General features: G+C 62.5%; 13 protein-coding genes. 1 reads left to right on the forward strand and 12 read right to left on the reverse strand.

The annotated features are described in order from the left end of the window. Positions 1 to 2: 2 nt before the first annotated feature. From VMA09_16060 to VMA09_16115, 12 genes are all read right to left on the reverse strand, one after another. Positions 3 to 1,376, reverse strand: a complete 1,374-nt coding sequence (locus VMA09_16060; GenBank protein ID HUA35124.1) for a hypothetical protein — start codon at positions 1,374 to 1,376, stop codon at positions 3 to 5. Between the two features lie 102 nt (positions 1,377 to 1,478). Beyond that, positions 1,479 to 2,948, reverse strand: a complete 1,470-nt coding sequence (gene der / locus VMA09_16065) for a ribosome biogenesis GTPase Der (protein ID HUA35125.1) — start codon at positions 2,946 to 2,948, stop codon at positions 1,479 to 1,481. Then, positions 2,945 to 3,841 carry a GTPase Era gene (gene era, locus VMA09_16070; protein ID HUA35126.1) on the reverse strand — a complete coding sequence of 299 codons (897 nt, stop codon included), beginning with the start codon at positions 3,839 to 3,841 and terminating at the stop codon, positions 2,945 to 2,947. The genes der and era overlap by 4 nt, the downstream gene beginning before the upstream one ends. Continuing rightward, positions 3,825 to 4,586, reverse strand: coding sequence for a ribonuclease III (gene rnc, locus VMA09_16075; protein ID HUA35127.1), 762 nt, complete (start codon positions 4,584 to 4,586; stop codon positions 3,825 to 3,827). Before rnc ends, era begins: the two co-directional genes overlap by 17 nt. Then, on the reverse strand, positions 4,513 to 5,841 hold the full coding sequence (gene mtaB / locus VMA09_16080; protein HUA35128.1) for a tRNA (N(6)-L-threonylcarbamoyladenosine(37)-C(2))-methylthiotransferase MtaB: 1,329 nt from the start codon (positions 5,839 to 5,841) through the stop codon (positions 4,513 to 4,515). Before mtaB ends, rnc begins: the two co-directional genes overlap by 74 nt. Further along, positions 5,841 to 6,932 carry a tRNA 2-thiouridine(34) synthase MnmA gene (gene mnmA, locus VMA09_16085; protein ID HUA35129.1) on the reverse strand — a complete coding sequence of 364 codons (1,092 nt, stop codon included), beginning with the start codon at positions 6,930 to 6,932 and terminating at the stop codon, positions 5,841 to 5,843. The genes mtaB and mnmA overlap by 1 nt, the downstream gene beginning before the upstream one ends. After that, the gene (locus tag VMA09_16090; GenBank protein ID HUA35130.1) at positions 6,929 to 8,125 is read right to left on the reverse strand and encodes a cysteine desulfurase family protein; all 1,197 of its coding nucleotides are present in this window, start codon (positions 8,123 to 8,125) and stop codon (positions 6,929 to 6,931) included. The genes mnmA and VMA09_16090 overlap by 4 nt, the downstream gene beginning before the upstream one ends. A 97-nt stretch (positions 8,126 to 8,222) precedes the next feature. Further along, the gene (gene epsC / locus VMA09_16095) at positions 8,223 to 8,942 is read right to left on the reverse strand and encodes a serine O-acetyltransferase EpsC (protein HUA35131.1); all 720 of its coding nucleotides are present in this window, start codon (positions 8,940 to 8,942) and stop codon (positions 8,223 to 8,225) included. 27 nt (positions 8,943 to 8,969) lie between these two features. After that, entirely contained in the window at positions 8,970 to 10,634 is a 1,665-nt protein-coding gene (gene cimA / locus VMA09_16100; protein HUA35132.1) for a citramalate synthase, read from the reverse strand. Positions 10,635 to 10,638: 4 nt separating this feature from the next. Next, complete coding sequence (locus VMA09_16105) at positions 10,639 to 11,877, reverse strand: aspartate kinase (protein HUA35133.1); 1,239 nt, start codon at positions 11,875 to 11,877, stop codon at positions 10,639 to 10,641. Positions 11,878 to 11,984: 107 nt separating this feature from the next. After that, a complete protein-coding gene (gene tsaE / locus VMA09_16110; GenBank protein HUA35134.1) occupies positions 11,985 to 12,485 on the reverse strand; it encodes a tRNA (adenosine(37)-N6)-threonylcarbamoyltransferase complex ATPase subunit type 1 TsaE in 501 nt (166 codons plus the stop codon). Positions 12,486 to 12,505: 20 nt separating this feature from the next. After that, on the reverse strand, positions 12,506 to 14,062 hold the full coding sequence (locus tag VMA09_16115) for an NAD(P)H-hydrate dehydratase (GenBank protein HUA35135.1): 1,557 nt from the start codon (positions 14,060 to 14,062) through the stop codon (positions 12,506 to 12,508). Positions 14,063 to 14,173: 111 nt separating this feature from the next. Between VMA09_16115 and VMA09_16120 the strand changes: the two genes are divergently transcribed. Next, the gene (locus VMA09_16120; protein HUA35136.1) at positions 14,174 to 14,944 is read left to right on the forward strand and encodes a pyridoxine 5'-phosphate synthase; all 771 of its coding nucleotides are present in this window, start codon (positions 14,174 to 14,176) and stop codon (positions 14,942 to 14,944) included. Positions 14,945 to 15,115: the final 171 nt, after the last annotated feature.

Below are 15,115 nucleotides of genomic sequence, written 5' to 3' on the forward strand. Positions count from 1 at the left end.
GACTAAGGCTGATCACCTTGATGCACCTTCCAGCCATTGGCGGCGAGTTGTTGTAGAGCGAGCGGCGTCATTTGAGCCGGTATCCAGAGCACGCGGTTCGGACGGGACAGCAGAGCTGGATCGGTTGCGAATCCGGCAATACGCTGCGTCCACGAGAGATAATCAACCGGCGCAGGCACAATCGTCGTGCCGTTCTGATCGCGCCCGATGATCAGTCCGGGAACTTCGATTCTTGTGATGGGACTCTTCTGCTGACTCCATTTCGCAAGCATGTGAATCGAGGTCACGAGGAAGCGCGCCTGGTACTCCGTCAGCACGTTCGCCAGCGCAATCGCGGCGCTCTTGCGACCGCGGATTGGCCCGAGCGCGTCGAGATCGTGAACGGCAGTGACTTGAAGACTCAGTGGAATCGCGGTGTTGTGAGTAAACAGAGCGATATCCGACTGCGACAGCCCAAATTCTTTGAGCTTCTTTTGCACCAGCAGGATCAGATCGCCCTTAGGCGTCTGATAGACGAGGTCTTCGGTGAACTCCGTTCCGGTGATGAATATCGAGCCCGGCACTGCCACGGTAACTACGGTGTCAACGGCCAGGCGCGCCGAAAACATCACCCACGCGACGTGGTTCAGTTTTGCTTTCAGAATCGGATCGGATGAATACGGATCGACGTGCAGCTTCCTCGCGAGGCTGCGGCGCACCTGCTCGTAGCCGAGCGCGGTCGCCGTGATCGAACCGGACTCCTCGGCCGTCTGTTCTGCGCGCTGACCGCCGCTCTCCGACGAATTGGTCGCGGTCGCATAAAGCTGATTGGCGCCCAGGCTGACGCGGCCGAAGAATTCGTTTATCCCGCTCGGCAAGCCGGTCACGGTATCCATCGGATGAACGACCATGTTGGCCGCGTCCGAGATCGGCCGCTCCGCGCTCTTCGCGACCGCCTGCGCAAAAATCGCCGTCTGACTGCTGTTGTCCAACTGCGCGATCGCAGGGATCTCAGACAGCCGAATCTTCAGCATGTCGAGGCTCTCAACCTGGTAAGTCCCGGCGTTGTTATGAAAGACGCTGGCATCGGCGACGATCGTGTACTCGCCCATCGCGCCGTTGGTCGGAACCTGCTGCTGAACAATGAACCCCGGACCCGAAAGTGCGCTCGCCGGAAGCAGATCGGACACATTGATAACAGGCGGTTGCTCGTAGTTCCCGCCCGGCGCCGCAGGCGTCTCGGGTTGCGCGGCTACGGGCGGCGGTGCGGCGGGAGCAGCCTGCACATTGGAAACTGGCTGCTGCGGCATGACCGGCGCAGCAGCCGGCGAGCATCCAGTGACGAACGCGATCAAGGCGACGCCATAAATAGCGGGCGAGATGGTTCTCGTGTTCATCGAAACGTCCTCCCACGCCTTCGACTAGTCGTCAGAGTCATACCGCGAGTTAAGCAATTGCGACAGACGCGACATGCATAGCGCCGCGCGCTGTTTTGTGTTTCAGGCAGGTTTGCGCGCGGATTTGGCTCGCTCGCGCTTGCTCTTCGAGGTTCCCCGCAATGCTTCCGTCGAGCCGATCGCGGGCGTGCGGCCGGTGCGCTTGAAAGAGAAGCGCAGCGGCGTGCCGACCAGTTTCAGTTCGCGGCGAAAGCGCGTTTCGAGAAAGCGGATGTAGTGCGCGGGGATGTCGCGTTCGATGTTGGAAAAGAATCGAAGCCGCGGCGGCGCGCTCGCGACTTGCGTCACGTACATCAGGTTGAGGCGGCGGCGCGCAACCAACGGCGGATCCATCGCGGCCGTCGCGGCCGCCAGGATGCGATTGAGCTGCGAAGTCTGGAACATCGATCGCCACGACTCGCCCGCCGCGATCGCCGCGGGCAGAATGCCTTTCACGCCGTCGCCCGTCAGCGCCGACGTGAAGACCTTCGTCGCATACGACATGAACGGATAGCGATTCTCGACGTCGCGCGCGAACGTGGCAATCTTGCCGCCCGCTTTCGCGGCCGCGTCCCACTTATTGCATATGATCACCATCGCGCGATCGTTGGTATCGACCAGCCGCGCGAGCCGCGCGTCCTGGTCGGTGATTCCCTCGCTCGCGTCGATCACGAGCAGAACCACGTCAGCGCGACGGATCGTCTCGATCGCGCGCGCCACCGAATGCTGCTCCAGCTCGCCTTCGACGCGCGTCGGCCGTCGGATACCCGCGGTATCGATCAACAGCACGTCGCGTCCCTCCGCGCTCAGGCGAACGTCGATCGGATCGCGCGTCGTGCCGGGAATCGAATCGACGATCGCGCGCTCGAAACCCGACAGCCGATTCAGCATCGAGGACTTGCCGACGTTCGGGCGCCCGACCAGCGCAAGTTTCAGATTGGGTCCTGCTTGCGTCGCCGATTCCCTCGCCGGAAGGCGCTTTACGACTTCATCGAGCAGCTCCCCGACTCCGCGGCCATGCGCCGACGAGATGAAGAACAGCTCGTCGGCGCCGAGCGCGTAAAATTCCGCTGCGTTCGTCTCCTGCTTGTCGGAATCGATCTTGTTCACCGCCATGATCAGCGGGCATCCGGTGTCGCGCACCAGCGCGACCGCCTCCGAATCCGCATCGGCAAGTCCGGCTTTGCCATCGAGCACAAACACGACGACGTCAGCCGCGCCAACCGCCCCCAGCGCCTCAGCGACGATTCGCTCGCTCATGTTCTCGCGCCCGCCGAGCTCGAGACCGCCGCTATCGACCACGACGAAGTCGCGCTCCTCGTGCGCGGCCCGCGCGAAGTTGAGATCGCGAGTGGTGCCGGGAATTGCGCTCGTGATCGCGCGATGGCCTTTCGCGATACGGTTGAACAGCGTCGATTTGCCGGCGTTGGCCCGGCCGACGAGAACCACGGACGGCAGGCCCTCCGAAAAGAGCCGCCGCACTTCGGCGCCGCCGCGGCTCTCGACGCTTCGTGGCGATCGCTCTTTGCTCAAAGGCCGTACTCCGACAGCTTGTGTGGATCGCGCGTCCAATCGCGATCGACCCGCACGCGCATCTCGAGGAACACCCGCGAGCCCAGGATCTCCTCGAGTTCGAGGCGCGCCGCGGTGCCGATTTCCTTGAGCGTACGGCCGCCCGCGCCGATCAGCATGCCCTTGTGCGGCTCGCGCTCGACGACGATGCGCGCGCTAATCTTTTTAAGTTGCCGCTCGGGCTCCTCGACAAAATCCTCGATCACGACTGCCGTTGAAAACGGGATCTCTTCGCGCATCTTGAGGAAGATTTTCTCGCGGATAATTTCGGCAGCAATCATTCGCTCGGACTGGTCGGTGAATTCTTCCTCGGACATCAGCGACGGGCTCACCGGCAGCGATCTCTTGATCACCGCGAGCAGCTCTTCGACGTTGTCTCCCGAGCGAGCGCTTATCGGAACCAACTCGGCCTCGGGAAATTCGCGGCCGATTTCTTCGAGCATCGGCAGCACATACGAGCGCGGTTTGAGATCGATCTTGTTGACCGCGATCACGACCGGGCGCTTCATGGCGCGGAGCTCGGCGAGCATCGCCTGGTCCTCGGCGCTCAGGCGTGGTCCCGCTTCGATCATCACGAGCAGAACTTCGCCTTCGCTGATCGCGCGGCGCGCCGTTTGCGCCATCCGCTCGTTAATCGCGCGGCGGCTCTCATGAATTCCCGGCATGTCGATGAGCAAAAACTGCGCGTCGGGATCGCTGCGGATGCCGAGAATGCGCCGCCGCGTGGTTTGCGGACGATGCGTTACGGCCGCGACCTTCTGCCCGACGAGCCGATTCAGCAAGGTCGATTTGCCGACGTTGGTCCGTCCTGTAATTGCGACGAAGCCGGCGCGATGCTCAGTTGGCGCGTCCACCTTTCTCCTGCGCGATCACATCCAGCGCCACGCGCGCCGCGGCCTGCTCGCTCTGCTTCTTGCTGCCGCCCTCGCCGATTCCGAGCTCGCGCCCGCCGACGCGAATCCGCGTCGTGAAGCGCTTGGCATGATCGGGTCCCTCGGCGCTGACCAGTTCGTAGTTCGGCTGCACTCGATAATGACGATAAGACAGCTCCTGCAATTCCGTTTTGTAATCCCGCTCGGCCGCGGGCCCACCGATATCACCATCAAACAAGCGCTCGACCGCGCGCTGTGCGGGTGCGAGACCGCCGTCGGTGTAGACTGCGCCAACAACGGCCTCGAACGCCGCCGCCAGGATCGAAGTCTTGTCGCGTCCGCCGCTTTTCTCTTCGCCCTTGCCGAGCCGCAGCGCGCTGCCGAGCGCGATAGTCTGGGCCTTGATCGCGAGCGTCCGCGCATTAACGATCGATGCGCGCTGCTTGGAGAGCGGTCCTTCTTTCGCCTCGGGAAACTTCCGCATCAGCAGGTCCGCGATCGCAAGATCGAGCACGGCGTCACCAAGAAACTCGAGCCGCTCGTAATGCGTCTCGGTGCCGACCGCGGCGCTCGGATGAGTGAGCGCGGTTTCAAGCAGCTCCGGCCGCGTGAAATTATATCCGAGCGCCTTTTCGATTCCGGCGTGGCGCCCGTCACTCGGCAGCGGCGGCAGCGGCGCCGTTCTGCTCCGCTTGCGCAACAATCCGGCCAGCCACTTGAGCGGCATCTGCAGTCAGCGCCTCCACCTCAATTTCCTGATTGATGAGACCGTCGGGACCAGCCACGGAAACGCGGATGTAATTGCGGCTGTATCCTTCGAGCGCGCCGCGGGCGTTGCGCTCTTCGATTAGTACATTGAGCGTGCTGCCCAGCGAGCGGCGCGCGAAGTCGGCGCGCTTGCCCTCGCCAAGCCGGCGCATTGCATCGGCGCGCAGCTTGATCTCCCCGGGCTTTACCTTGTTCGGCATCTTGGCCGCTGTCGTACCGTCGCGCACCGAATAAGGAAATACGTGGAAGTACGCAAGCGGCAGCTTTTCGACGAAGGCGTAATAAGAGTCGAATTGCGCCGCGCTCTCGCCCGGAAATCCGACTATAAGATCGGTACCGATCGCGGCTTCGGGCATCGCCTCGACCACGCGCTCGACCCGGGCGCGAAATTCGTCGCGCACGTATCGGCGCCGCATCCGCGAAAGAACCTCGTCCTCGCCCGCCTGCAGCGGCAGATGAAGATGCGGGCAAAACGCTTCGCTCGCCGCGACGATGTCGATAATTCGATCGCTCAGCTCCTCAGGATCGAGCGAGCTGAGCCTTACGCGCCGCACGGGCGATCGCTCAGCAATCATTTCGAGCAGATCGGCAAGCTCGACGGACGGCGAAAGATCCTTGCCGTATCCTCCGAGGTGAACGCCCGAGAGTGTCACTTCTCTGAAACCGCGATCATGAGCCTCTTCGAGCGCTTCGATCACGCGGCGCGGCTCGATACTGCGGGAAGTTCCGCGCGAGAACGGCACGATACAGAAAGTACAGAACTGGTCGCATCCCTCCTGCAGCTTCAGAAACGCGCGGGTCTGACCCGCCAGCGTGACGGCGCCGAGTTCCATGGCGCCGCGCTCCTTGCGCAGATTCGAGACCATCACTCGTTCGCCATCGCCAACAATAATCGCGCGTTCGAGATCGTCGAGCCGGCCGAGTCCGACGACCGCATCGACTTCGTTCGCGCCCGCGAGCTTCCCGGGAGAGGCTTGGGCCAGACAGCCAGTCATCACGACGCGTGCATTCGGATTGAGCCGCCGCGCGCGGCGCGCGAGCCTCAGGCTCTCAACATCGGCGCGATTCGTGACGGTGCAGGTGTTGACGATATAAACGTCGGCGGCCTGGTTGAACTCGGTGCGTTCCATGCCGCGCGCGAGCAGGCGCGTCTCGATCGTCGCCGAATCGTACTGATTGACCTTGCATCCGAGCGTGGCGATTGCAAAGCGCATCAGCTAAGAACCGCCTTTTCGATAAAACCGCCGCCGAGCACATCGTCGCCGCGATAGAAAACGCAAGCCTGGCCGGGAGTGACAGCGGGTCCGGGAGAATCGAACCGAACCTCCGCGCGATCGCCATCGTCGAACCGTAATGTCGCCGGAAGCGCGCGATGCCGATAGCGAATCTTCGCCTCAACGCGAATTTCGTCGTGCTCACGCTGCGACGGATCGACGAGCGTGACGCGCTCGGCGATCAATCCCGCCGATGAAATCTGATTGCGCAGCGCTACAACAACATCGCCGCTATCGCGATCGATCGCGCGCACGTACATCGGCTCGCCCGTCGCGATTCCGAGTCCGCGGCGCTGGCCCACGGTGAAGCGGTGGATGCCAGCGTGTTCACCGAGAGTGTCGCCGCTGTTGTCAACGATGCGGCCCGGACGAATATCCGAGTTGCCCGCGCGGCGCTCGACGAAACGCGCGTAGTCGCCGTCGGGAACGAAGCAGATTTCCTGGCTCTCCGGCTTGTCGGCATTGGCAAGCCCCAGTGCGCGTGCCCTACTCCGCACCTCGCTCTTGGTCATCGCGCCGAGCGGGAAAAGCGTGCGCGCGAGCTGCTCCTGCCCAAGCATAAAGAGGAAATATGACTGGTCCTTCGACTCATCGACGGAGCGCATCAGGTGGAACGCGCCCGCGGCGTCGCGCTCGATTCGCGCATAGTGACCAGTCGCGATGAAATCAGCTTCGAGCGCGCGCGCCCGCTCCCAGAGCCGATCAAACTTGATCTCGCGATTACACATCACGCACGGATTCGGCGTCCGCGCAGCCAGGTACTCCGAAACGAAGTTGTTCATGACGCGCGCGGCAAAGTCGGCGCGCAGGTCGATGACGTAGAATGGGAAGTTCATCAGCTCCGCGACGCGACGCGCATCTTCGAAGTCATCGTGCGAGCAGCAGGTGCCGCGCTTGCGCGAGGCCGGAGCAGACTCCGGCGCAAGGCGCATCGCGACGCCGACAACGTCATAGCCCTCCTCCGAGAGCATCGCTGCTGCGACGGAGCTATCGACGCCGCCCGACATCGCAACCAGAACGCGCGCCTTCATGATGCGGCCTCCGAGCCGAGCGGCTCGTTGACCGCGACGCGCCGCCATACGCGAGCGATCGTCGTGGCTGCCGTGTCGATATCGGTGGCGGTCGTGTTCCATCCGAGGCTGATTCTTAGCGAGGAGCGTGCATCACCGTCGCTCAGGCCCATCGCACGCAAAACGTGCGACGCCTCGACCGCGCCTGCGGCACACGCCGACCCCATCGAAACCTCAACGCCTTCGAGGTCAAGCGCGATCAGCATCGTCTCGCCCAGCACCCCCGGAAACGTCAGGTTGAGCGTGTTGGGAAGCCGATCGTTCGCGGAACCGTTGAGCCGAAGATCTGGAATCGAGGCGCGCAGCCGCTCCAGGAGCGAACTTGCGAACATCGCAACACGTGCCGATTCTTCGGCCATAGCGAGGCGTGCCGCTTCTGCTGATGCGCCGAATGCGACTGCACCGATGAGATTCGGCGTACCCGCGCGCATCCCGCTTTCCTGCGGACCACCAGACATGCGCGGCGCGATGCGTGCGGCATCGCGAATGTAGAGCGCGCCGATACCCGCAGGAGCGCCAAGCTTGTGCGCGCTGAGCGTCATGAGGTCGCAGCCGAGCACGGATATATCGACGGCAATTCTTCCTGCTGCCTGCGCCGCGTCGAGATGAAAGACCGCGCCTACCGCTGACGCAGCTTCGGCGATCTTCGGTGTCTCGAGGATGCTGCCGACTTCACTGTTGGCCAGCGCGAGCGTGACCAGCGCGGTGTTCGCATCGATCTCGGCAACGACAGAGTCAGGCGAGATGCGGCCCTCGCAATCAGGTGCGATTCGAACGATCTCGAAACCGCGCTGCTCCAGTTCCGACAGCGGAGCAAGCACGGACGAGTGCTCGATCATCGAGGATACGATCTTTCGCCGATGCGCAGCGGCGAGCGCCGTGCCGAAGATCGCCATGTTGTTGGACTCTGTTCCGCCGCTCGTGAACACGATTCGACGCGGCTCCGAGCCGATCAAACTCGCCACCTGCCCGCGCGCACCCTCGAGGGCCTTGCGCGCTCGCTGACCGGCGCGATGGACAGACGCAGGATTGCCCTCCTCTTCGCAGAGGAAGTCCGCGATTGCGCGCTTCACCTCGGGACGAAGCGGCGCTCCCGCGTTATGGTCGAGATAGATCGATATGGCCTTATCTCCCCAGTGAGGCAGACAGTTTATCTTACCGACATTTTCGGCAAAAGACGGCGTATAACGCTAGTTCAGAACGACCCGTCAGACGCGCGGAGGATGCGTGGCTCGCATCAACAGCGAAAATCTAGCCCTTGTTGACCGCGATGCCGTTCTCGGATTCGGGATGGTGCTCGCTGACTTTGTCTTCAAGGCAATCCTGCCGCTCTTCGATTTCGCCTAACCGAGCCGTCAGGACGTTGAGCTTATCGACGAGCGTGGTCATCGCACGCGCGACGGGGTCGGGCAGTTTCGCGTGATCGAGTTGAACGACATCGGTCTTGGCGCTCTGGCCTTCGATTACCTTGCCCGGGATTCCGACAATCGTTGAATAAGGCGGCGCCGAGGACACGACGACCGCGCCCGCGCCGATTCTGCTGCCGCGCCCGATCGTCACCGGGCCGATCACGGCCGCGCCCGACGAAATCATGACGTTGTCTTCGATCGTCGGATGGCGCTTCTCTTTCTTGAGGCTGGTGCCGCCGAGCGTTACGCCCTGGTAGATCAGGACGTCGTCGCCGATCTCGGTGGTCTCACCCATCACCACGCCGAGGCCATGGTCGATGAAGAGGCGGCGGCCAATCTGAGCGCCGGGGTGAATCTCGATTGCGTTCAGGAAGCGCGACAGCTCAGTGAGCACACGCGCGGTCAGCTTGAAGTTGTGATTCCACAACGAGTGAGCAACGCGATAAATCCAAATCGCATGGATACCCGGATAAGCCAGCACGACCTCGATCGCCGAGCGGGCGGCGGGGTCGTGATCGAGGACCATCTGGATGTCCTCGCGCATGCGGCTGATAACACCCACGGTCGTTGCTCCTTGCCGCGCTCTCGTTCAGGCCTTTGGGTGAGCGACGGACTCGTTGGCGCCCTTGCCCCGCGGGCGCGTCCCGTTCAATTTGGCCGGCTTGGCGCGCGGCTTCCTACTATCCTTGTGTAGTTTGTATTCGACCGAGTCAACCAGCGCCTGCCAGCTGGCCTCGACGACGTTGCTCGAAACGCCGACGGTGCCCCAGCGGCGCTTGCCGTCCGTGGATTCGATCAAAACGCGCACGCGCGCGTCGGTGCCCATTCCGTTGTCCAGCACGCGAACTTTGTAATCAACCAGTCGCATCGAGGACAACGCCGGATAGTACGGCAGCAGCGCCTGGCGCAGCGCGGTGTCGAGCGCGTTGACGGGGCCATTGCCGATCGCGGAGTTGCGGGTGCGCGCGCCGTCGGGGCCTTCGATCACGACCACCCCTTCGCTGAATGGCGCCTGGTCCTCGTGCCACTTGTCGTCGAAGACGCGGAAGCTGACAAAATTAAAATGCTCGCGTGTGAGCCCCAGGGTCCGCAGCATCAAGAGCTCGAACGAGGCATCAGCGCCGTCGAAGACGTAGCCCTGCGCCTCGAGCTGCTTCAGCTCTTCGAGCAGCAAGCCGATCTTTTCATCGTTAGGATCGAGCTGGAGGCCGAACTCCTTGGCCTTGTAGACAATATTCGCGCGGCCCGAAAGCTCCGAGAGCAGAACGCGGCGCGCATTGCCGACGCTCGACGGATCGATATGCTCATACGTGCGCGCATCGCGCTGAATTCCTGATACATGCAGTCCCGCCTTGTGCGCGAACGCGCTACGGCCAACGTAGGGCTGACGCGCATGCGGCGGGATATTGGCGAGCTCGTACACCAGCGTCGAGACTTCGCTCATATGTTCGACCTTGCCGGGCGGCAGGCAATGATAGCCGAGCTTGAGCTGGAGGTTGGCAATGATCGAGACGAGATTGGCGTTGCCGCATCGCTCGCCGAAGCCGTTGATCGTGCCCTGCACCTGCGTCGCGCCGGCCTCGATCGCGGCGATCGAATTTGCGACCGCGACGTCGCTGTCATTGTGACAATGAATCCCAATCGGACAGTTAACAACGCCGCGCGCGGCCTTCACCGCCGCTTCGATCTCGTGCGGCAAGCGGCCGCCGTTGGTGTCGCAGAGTGCGATCAGCGTCACGCCGGCTTCATCGACGGAGCGCAGGCAGTTGAGCGTAAACTCGGGATTCGAGAAGTAGCCGTCGAAAAAATGCTCGGCGTCGAAGATGACTTCATCGACATGCTTGCGCAGGTAGAGAATCGTATCGGAGAGAATTTCGAAATTCGCTTCCGATGAAATACGCAGCGCCTCGCGCACATGCAGATCCCAGGTTTTGCCAACCACGGTTGCGACTGGAGTATCGGCCTTGAGCAGGAGTTGCAGGTTACGATCGGCGGAGGCCTTCACGTTGGCGCGGCGCGTCGAGCCAAAGGCGGCGATCTTCGCGTGCTTCAGCTTGAGGCGCTTGATCTCGGTGAAGAACGCCGCGTCGCGCTCGTTCGATCCCGGCCATCCGCCTTCGATGTAGTCGAAGCCGAGATCGTCGAGGCGCTCGGCGATTCGCACCTTGTCCTGGACCGTGAGCGACACGTCCTCGGACTGGCATCCGTCGCGCAGCGTGGTGTCGTAGATCTGAATGTGTTTGGGGTCGGCCATCGGACTAGACGGACTCCTCCCGAGCGCCGTTGGTGCTGTCGAGAAACGCGTCGTGCAGCGCGCGCATCGCGAGCTCGGCGTACTTCGAATCGACGACCACCGAAACTTTGATCTCGGACGTCGCGATCATCTGGATATTGATCCGCTCGTTGGCGAGCACGGAGAACATCTTCGCCGCAACGCCGGCATGCGTGCGCATCCCGAGGCCGACGATCGAGACCTTCGCGACCTGGTCCTCGGAGCGCACTCCCTTGGCGCCGATATCGCCCAGTATGCGGTTGATCACCTCGAGTGCGCGGCGTAAATCATCGCGGCCCACGGTGAAAGTCATATCAGTGCGGCCGTCGGCGCTGGCGTTCTGGATGATCATATCGACTACGATTCCCGCATCAGCGATCGGGCCGAAAATCCGCGCTGCGAGGCCGGGCGTATCCTCGACGCTCAGGATCGTGATCTTGCTCTGGTTCTGGTCGAGGGTGACTCCTGAAACGAGCACCTCTTCCATCGACTTATCCTCTTTACCGACCAACGTGCCCTCCGAATCGTTGAAACTGGAACGCACCACGAGCGGCACGCCATAGCGCTGCGCGAGCTCGACGCTGCGAATCTGCAAGACCTTGGCGCCGAGTCCGGCCATCTCGAGCATCTCGTCGTAGGAGATCCGCTTGAGCTTGCGCGCACGCGGGCAGATGTTGGGATCGGCGGTATAGACGCCGTCAACGTCCGTGTAGATCTCGCATGCGTCGGCTTTCAGAGCGGCCGCGAGCGCCACCGCCGTCAGATCTGATGCGCCACGGCCAAGTGTCGTGATATCGCCGGCGGAATCGATTCCCTGGAATCCGGCGACCACGACAATCCTGCCGTTCTTGAGCTCGGCACTTGCGCGATCGGATTCAATCGACTTGATACGCGCGCGGCCGTGATTCGAGTCCGTCGCAATTCGAAGCTGAAAGCCGAGGAACGATACTGCGGGATGACCAAGTGCTTCGAGGCGCAGCGCCAGCAGCGCCGAAGTCACCTGCTCGCCGGTCGAAACGAGCGCATCGGACTCGCGCTGATTCGGCGAATCCGCTAGCTCGGTCGCCAGCTTGAGCAGGCGATTGGTCTCGCCCGCCATCGCGGAAACGACGACCGCAACTTGATCGCCACGCTGACGCGATCGCGCAACACGCTCTGCCACAGCCTTTATTCGATCGACGGAGCCAACCGAGGTCCCGCCGTATTTTTGAACGATAAGCGCCAATTGAAAACGAGCCTTCCAATGCCCCAGCCAAGGGGTAAACGATAATTATGCGTAGAAAGAGGCTGCCGTTCCAGAGGCAGGATCGAGCGATATTTCGAGGCGAAATTCTATTCGAACCGCGCGCGCAGGCGGGCGATCGCTTCGCTATGGCGCGGCCCTGACGCCGCGAACTCGATTCGCCGCGAATTCGCCCCCGAATAACTGATTCGCACTTCGAGGTAGTCGAGGTCCGCCGACTCGCGCAGGCGCTCGAACCATTCGACCGCCGCGATGCCCTCGCTGAAGAGATATTCGCGCAGGCCCAGATCGTCGAGGCCCGCCTCGTCGAGGCGATAAAGGTCGATGTGATAAAGCGGCAGGCGCCCCCGATGCTCCTGAATCATCGTGAACGTCGGGCTCAGGATGTCCTCCTCGCGCAGGCTAAGCCCGCGCGCGAGGCCTTTGATAAAGCAGGTCTTGCCCGCGCCGAGATCGCCGATAAGGCCGAGGAGTTCGCCGCCCTCAAGCACGGATGCGAGCCGCCGTCCCCAATTCTTGGTTTCGTGCGGCGAGGCGCTTTCGATCACAAACGTCACGGCCGTGCTTTGAATTTCGACCTGGTTCGGCATCGCAAAAAATTATAGCGCGATCATGAGGATAGCGCCTCAAGTGTTGCGGGAAGCTCTTCGATTAGATCACCGGCCAGGTACCCTACCCGTCCGATCCGATCGGCCACGCGATCCGCGGCGAATCCATGAACAAACACGCCGAACAACAGCGCATCGATCGGACGCATCCCCTGCGCGAGCAGAGCGCCGACCATCCCGGAGAGCGCATCGCCCATCCCGGGCGTGGACATACCCGGATTTCCCGATGAGTTGATGAACAGCTCGCCGCCCGGACCGGCGATCACCGAGCGCGCGCCCTTCACCAGCACGCAGGCTCCCGTCCGCTCTGAGAGCAGTCGCGCCGCACTTACGCGATCGGCGTTGATTTCTGAGGTCGTCACACCCAGCAGCCGCGACGCTTCGCCAGGATGAGGCGTGAGCACGAACGGCCCGCGCGCGTTTTTCAAGCGATCGCATCCGAGGCGTGCCAGGGCATTGAGCCCATCGGCATCAATCAGTATCGGCAGCTTCGGGTCCGACGCTTCGGTGATCAGCCATTCGATGAGGCGTACGGTGTCGTCGTTCAGGCCGATGCCGGGGCCGACGACAAGCGCATCCTTGCCAGCGATCAGAGATTTGAAAGCCTCGGGCGCGCGATCGCCGTCGAAGTGGCCGTCGCGGTCGGCGATCGGCTCGGTCATGAGCTCAGCTTGCCCCGCGGCGACTACTGGCTGAACGCAGGCGGGTATCGCAGTCGTCACCAGACCCGCGCCCATCCTGAGCGCACCGCGCGAGGCGAGCAGCGCGGCGCCGGATTTGCCCAGGCTCGCCGCGATCACCATCGGATGGCCATACATCCCTTTGTGCGAGTTCATCGTCCGCGGATGCCATTGCGGCTGAACATCTTCGAGAGTGACGAAGCGCGCGCGAGGGGCGACCTCGGCAATCGCGTTGGGGGCGAAGCCGATATCGAAGATCCGCAATTCGCCGCAGCGTCCCGCGCCGGGGAATGACATATGGCCGATCTTCGCGAAACCGAAAGTCACAGTCATCCGGGCGTTGATCGCCGTACCCATAATTGCGCCGGTGTCAGAGTTCACGCCCGAGGCGATATCGACCGCGACGATCGGGATTTCCAACGCATTCAGTTTCTCGATCGCATGGCGTGGCAGCCCGCGGACCTCGGAGTTGAGGCCCGTGCCGAAGATGCCATCAATAACCGCGCCCGGCGGATGCGTGAGGATCGCGTCGAATTCGGCCTCGTTGGCGGCGGTGATGACGTGGCCCTCGGCAGCGACAAAATCGTTGTAGGCGCGCAGCGCATCGCCCTTGAGATCGGCGGCGCTGCCGAGCAGCACGGCACGCACGATAACGCCGCCCTGATGCAGCCGGCGGGCGCCGACCATCGCATCGCCGCCGTTGTTGCCTTTGCCGGCGACCGCGAGAACTCCCGCCGCAGCCGATTCGGGAAACACGCGCATCAGAGCGTCGCCAACGCTTTCGCCCGCGCGCGTCATCAGCGAATACGACGGCACGCCGTATTTTTCCTGGCTCAGGCGGTCGAGCTCGCGGCTCTCACCGGCGTTCAGAAGTATCATCGCGTCGATTCCACACCAGCGAGTTTAGCAAACGGCCACGCCGTGCAAATCGCTGCGTTCGCGCGGCCTGCTCTGCTAGCCTCCTACCGTGAATCGACGAAAGGCCGCCTGATGGTCAAGCTCAGCGTCAACCTCAACAAGATTGCAGTTATTCGCAACTCGCGCGGCGGCGACCTGCCGAGCGTACTCAAAGCGGCGCGCACCTCGATCGCCGCCGGATGCCACGGGATCACGGTACATCCGCGCCCCGACGGTCGACACATCCGGCGACAGGATGTGTTCGATTTATCGGCGCTGCTTACGCAGGAATACAAGCGCATCGAGTTCAATATCGAGGGTTATCCCGGCGCGGAATTTCTCGAATTGATTCATGAAGTGCGTCCGACGCAGTGCACGCTGGTGCCCGATCCGCCGGGAGTGCTCACGTCAAATGCCGGATGGAAATTGGACGACAGCGCCGAGTGGCTGCGCGAGGTGCTCGCCAAGATGCGCTCGGAGAGCATTCGCACGAGCCTTTTCGTCGAGCCGAACGCTGAAACGATCGAGCGCGCGAAGGAGCTCGGCGCCGATCGAATCGAGCTATACACGGGGCCGTATGCCGCCGCGTTCGACACGCCGGAGCGCGATGCAGTGCTTGGAGCGCATCGCGATGCGGCCAAGCTCGCGCGCAGGATCGGTCTCGGCGTCAACGCGGGTCACGATCTCGATTTGCGCAATTTGCCGCTCTACGTGAAGACGGTGAAGGGTTTGCAGGAAACATCGATCGGCCACGCGCTGATTTCTGATGCGATCTACACCGGCCTCGCCCGCGCGGTGAAGGCGTACCTGAAAGCACTGGGCTCAAAACCACTGGCGGTTTACGCCTCTGATTCCCGCGCCTGACAAACCCTTTCCGACCAGGAAGATTGATTCGGAAATCAGCACGAGCGTTATGTTGACTGTCTGTCTCAGATTCGTCCCGTTATCGCGGCAAAGAGAAGTCGGAAGCTTCACAATCCGCGCGAGGCATAGCGCGTGCTCTTGTGCGTGGCGTGGTGATCCGAATCGGATTAA

The sequence above is a fragment of the Candidatus Binataceae bacterium genome (assembly GCA_035508495.1).
Lineage (GTDB): Bacteria > Desulfobacterota > Binatia > Binatales > Binataceae > JASHPB01.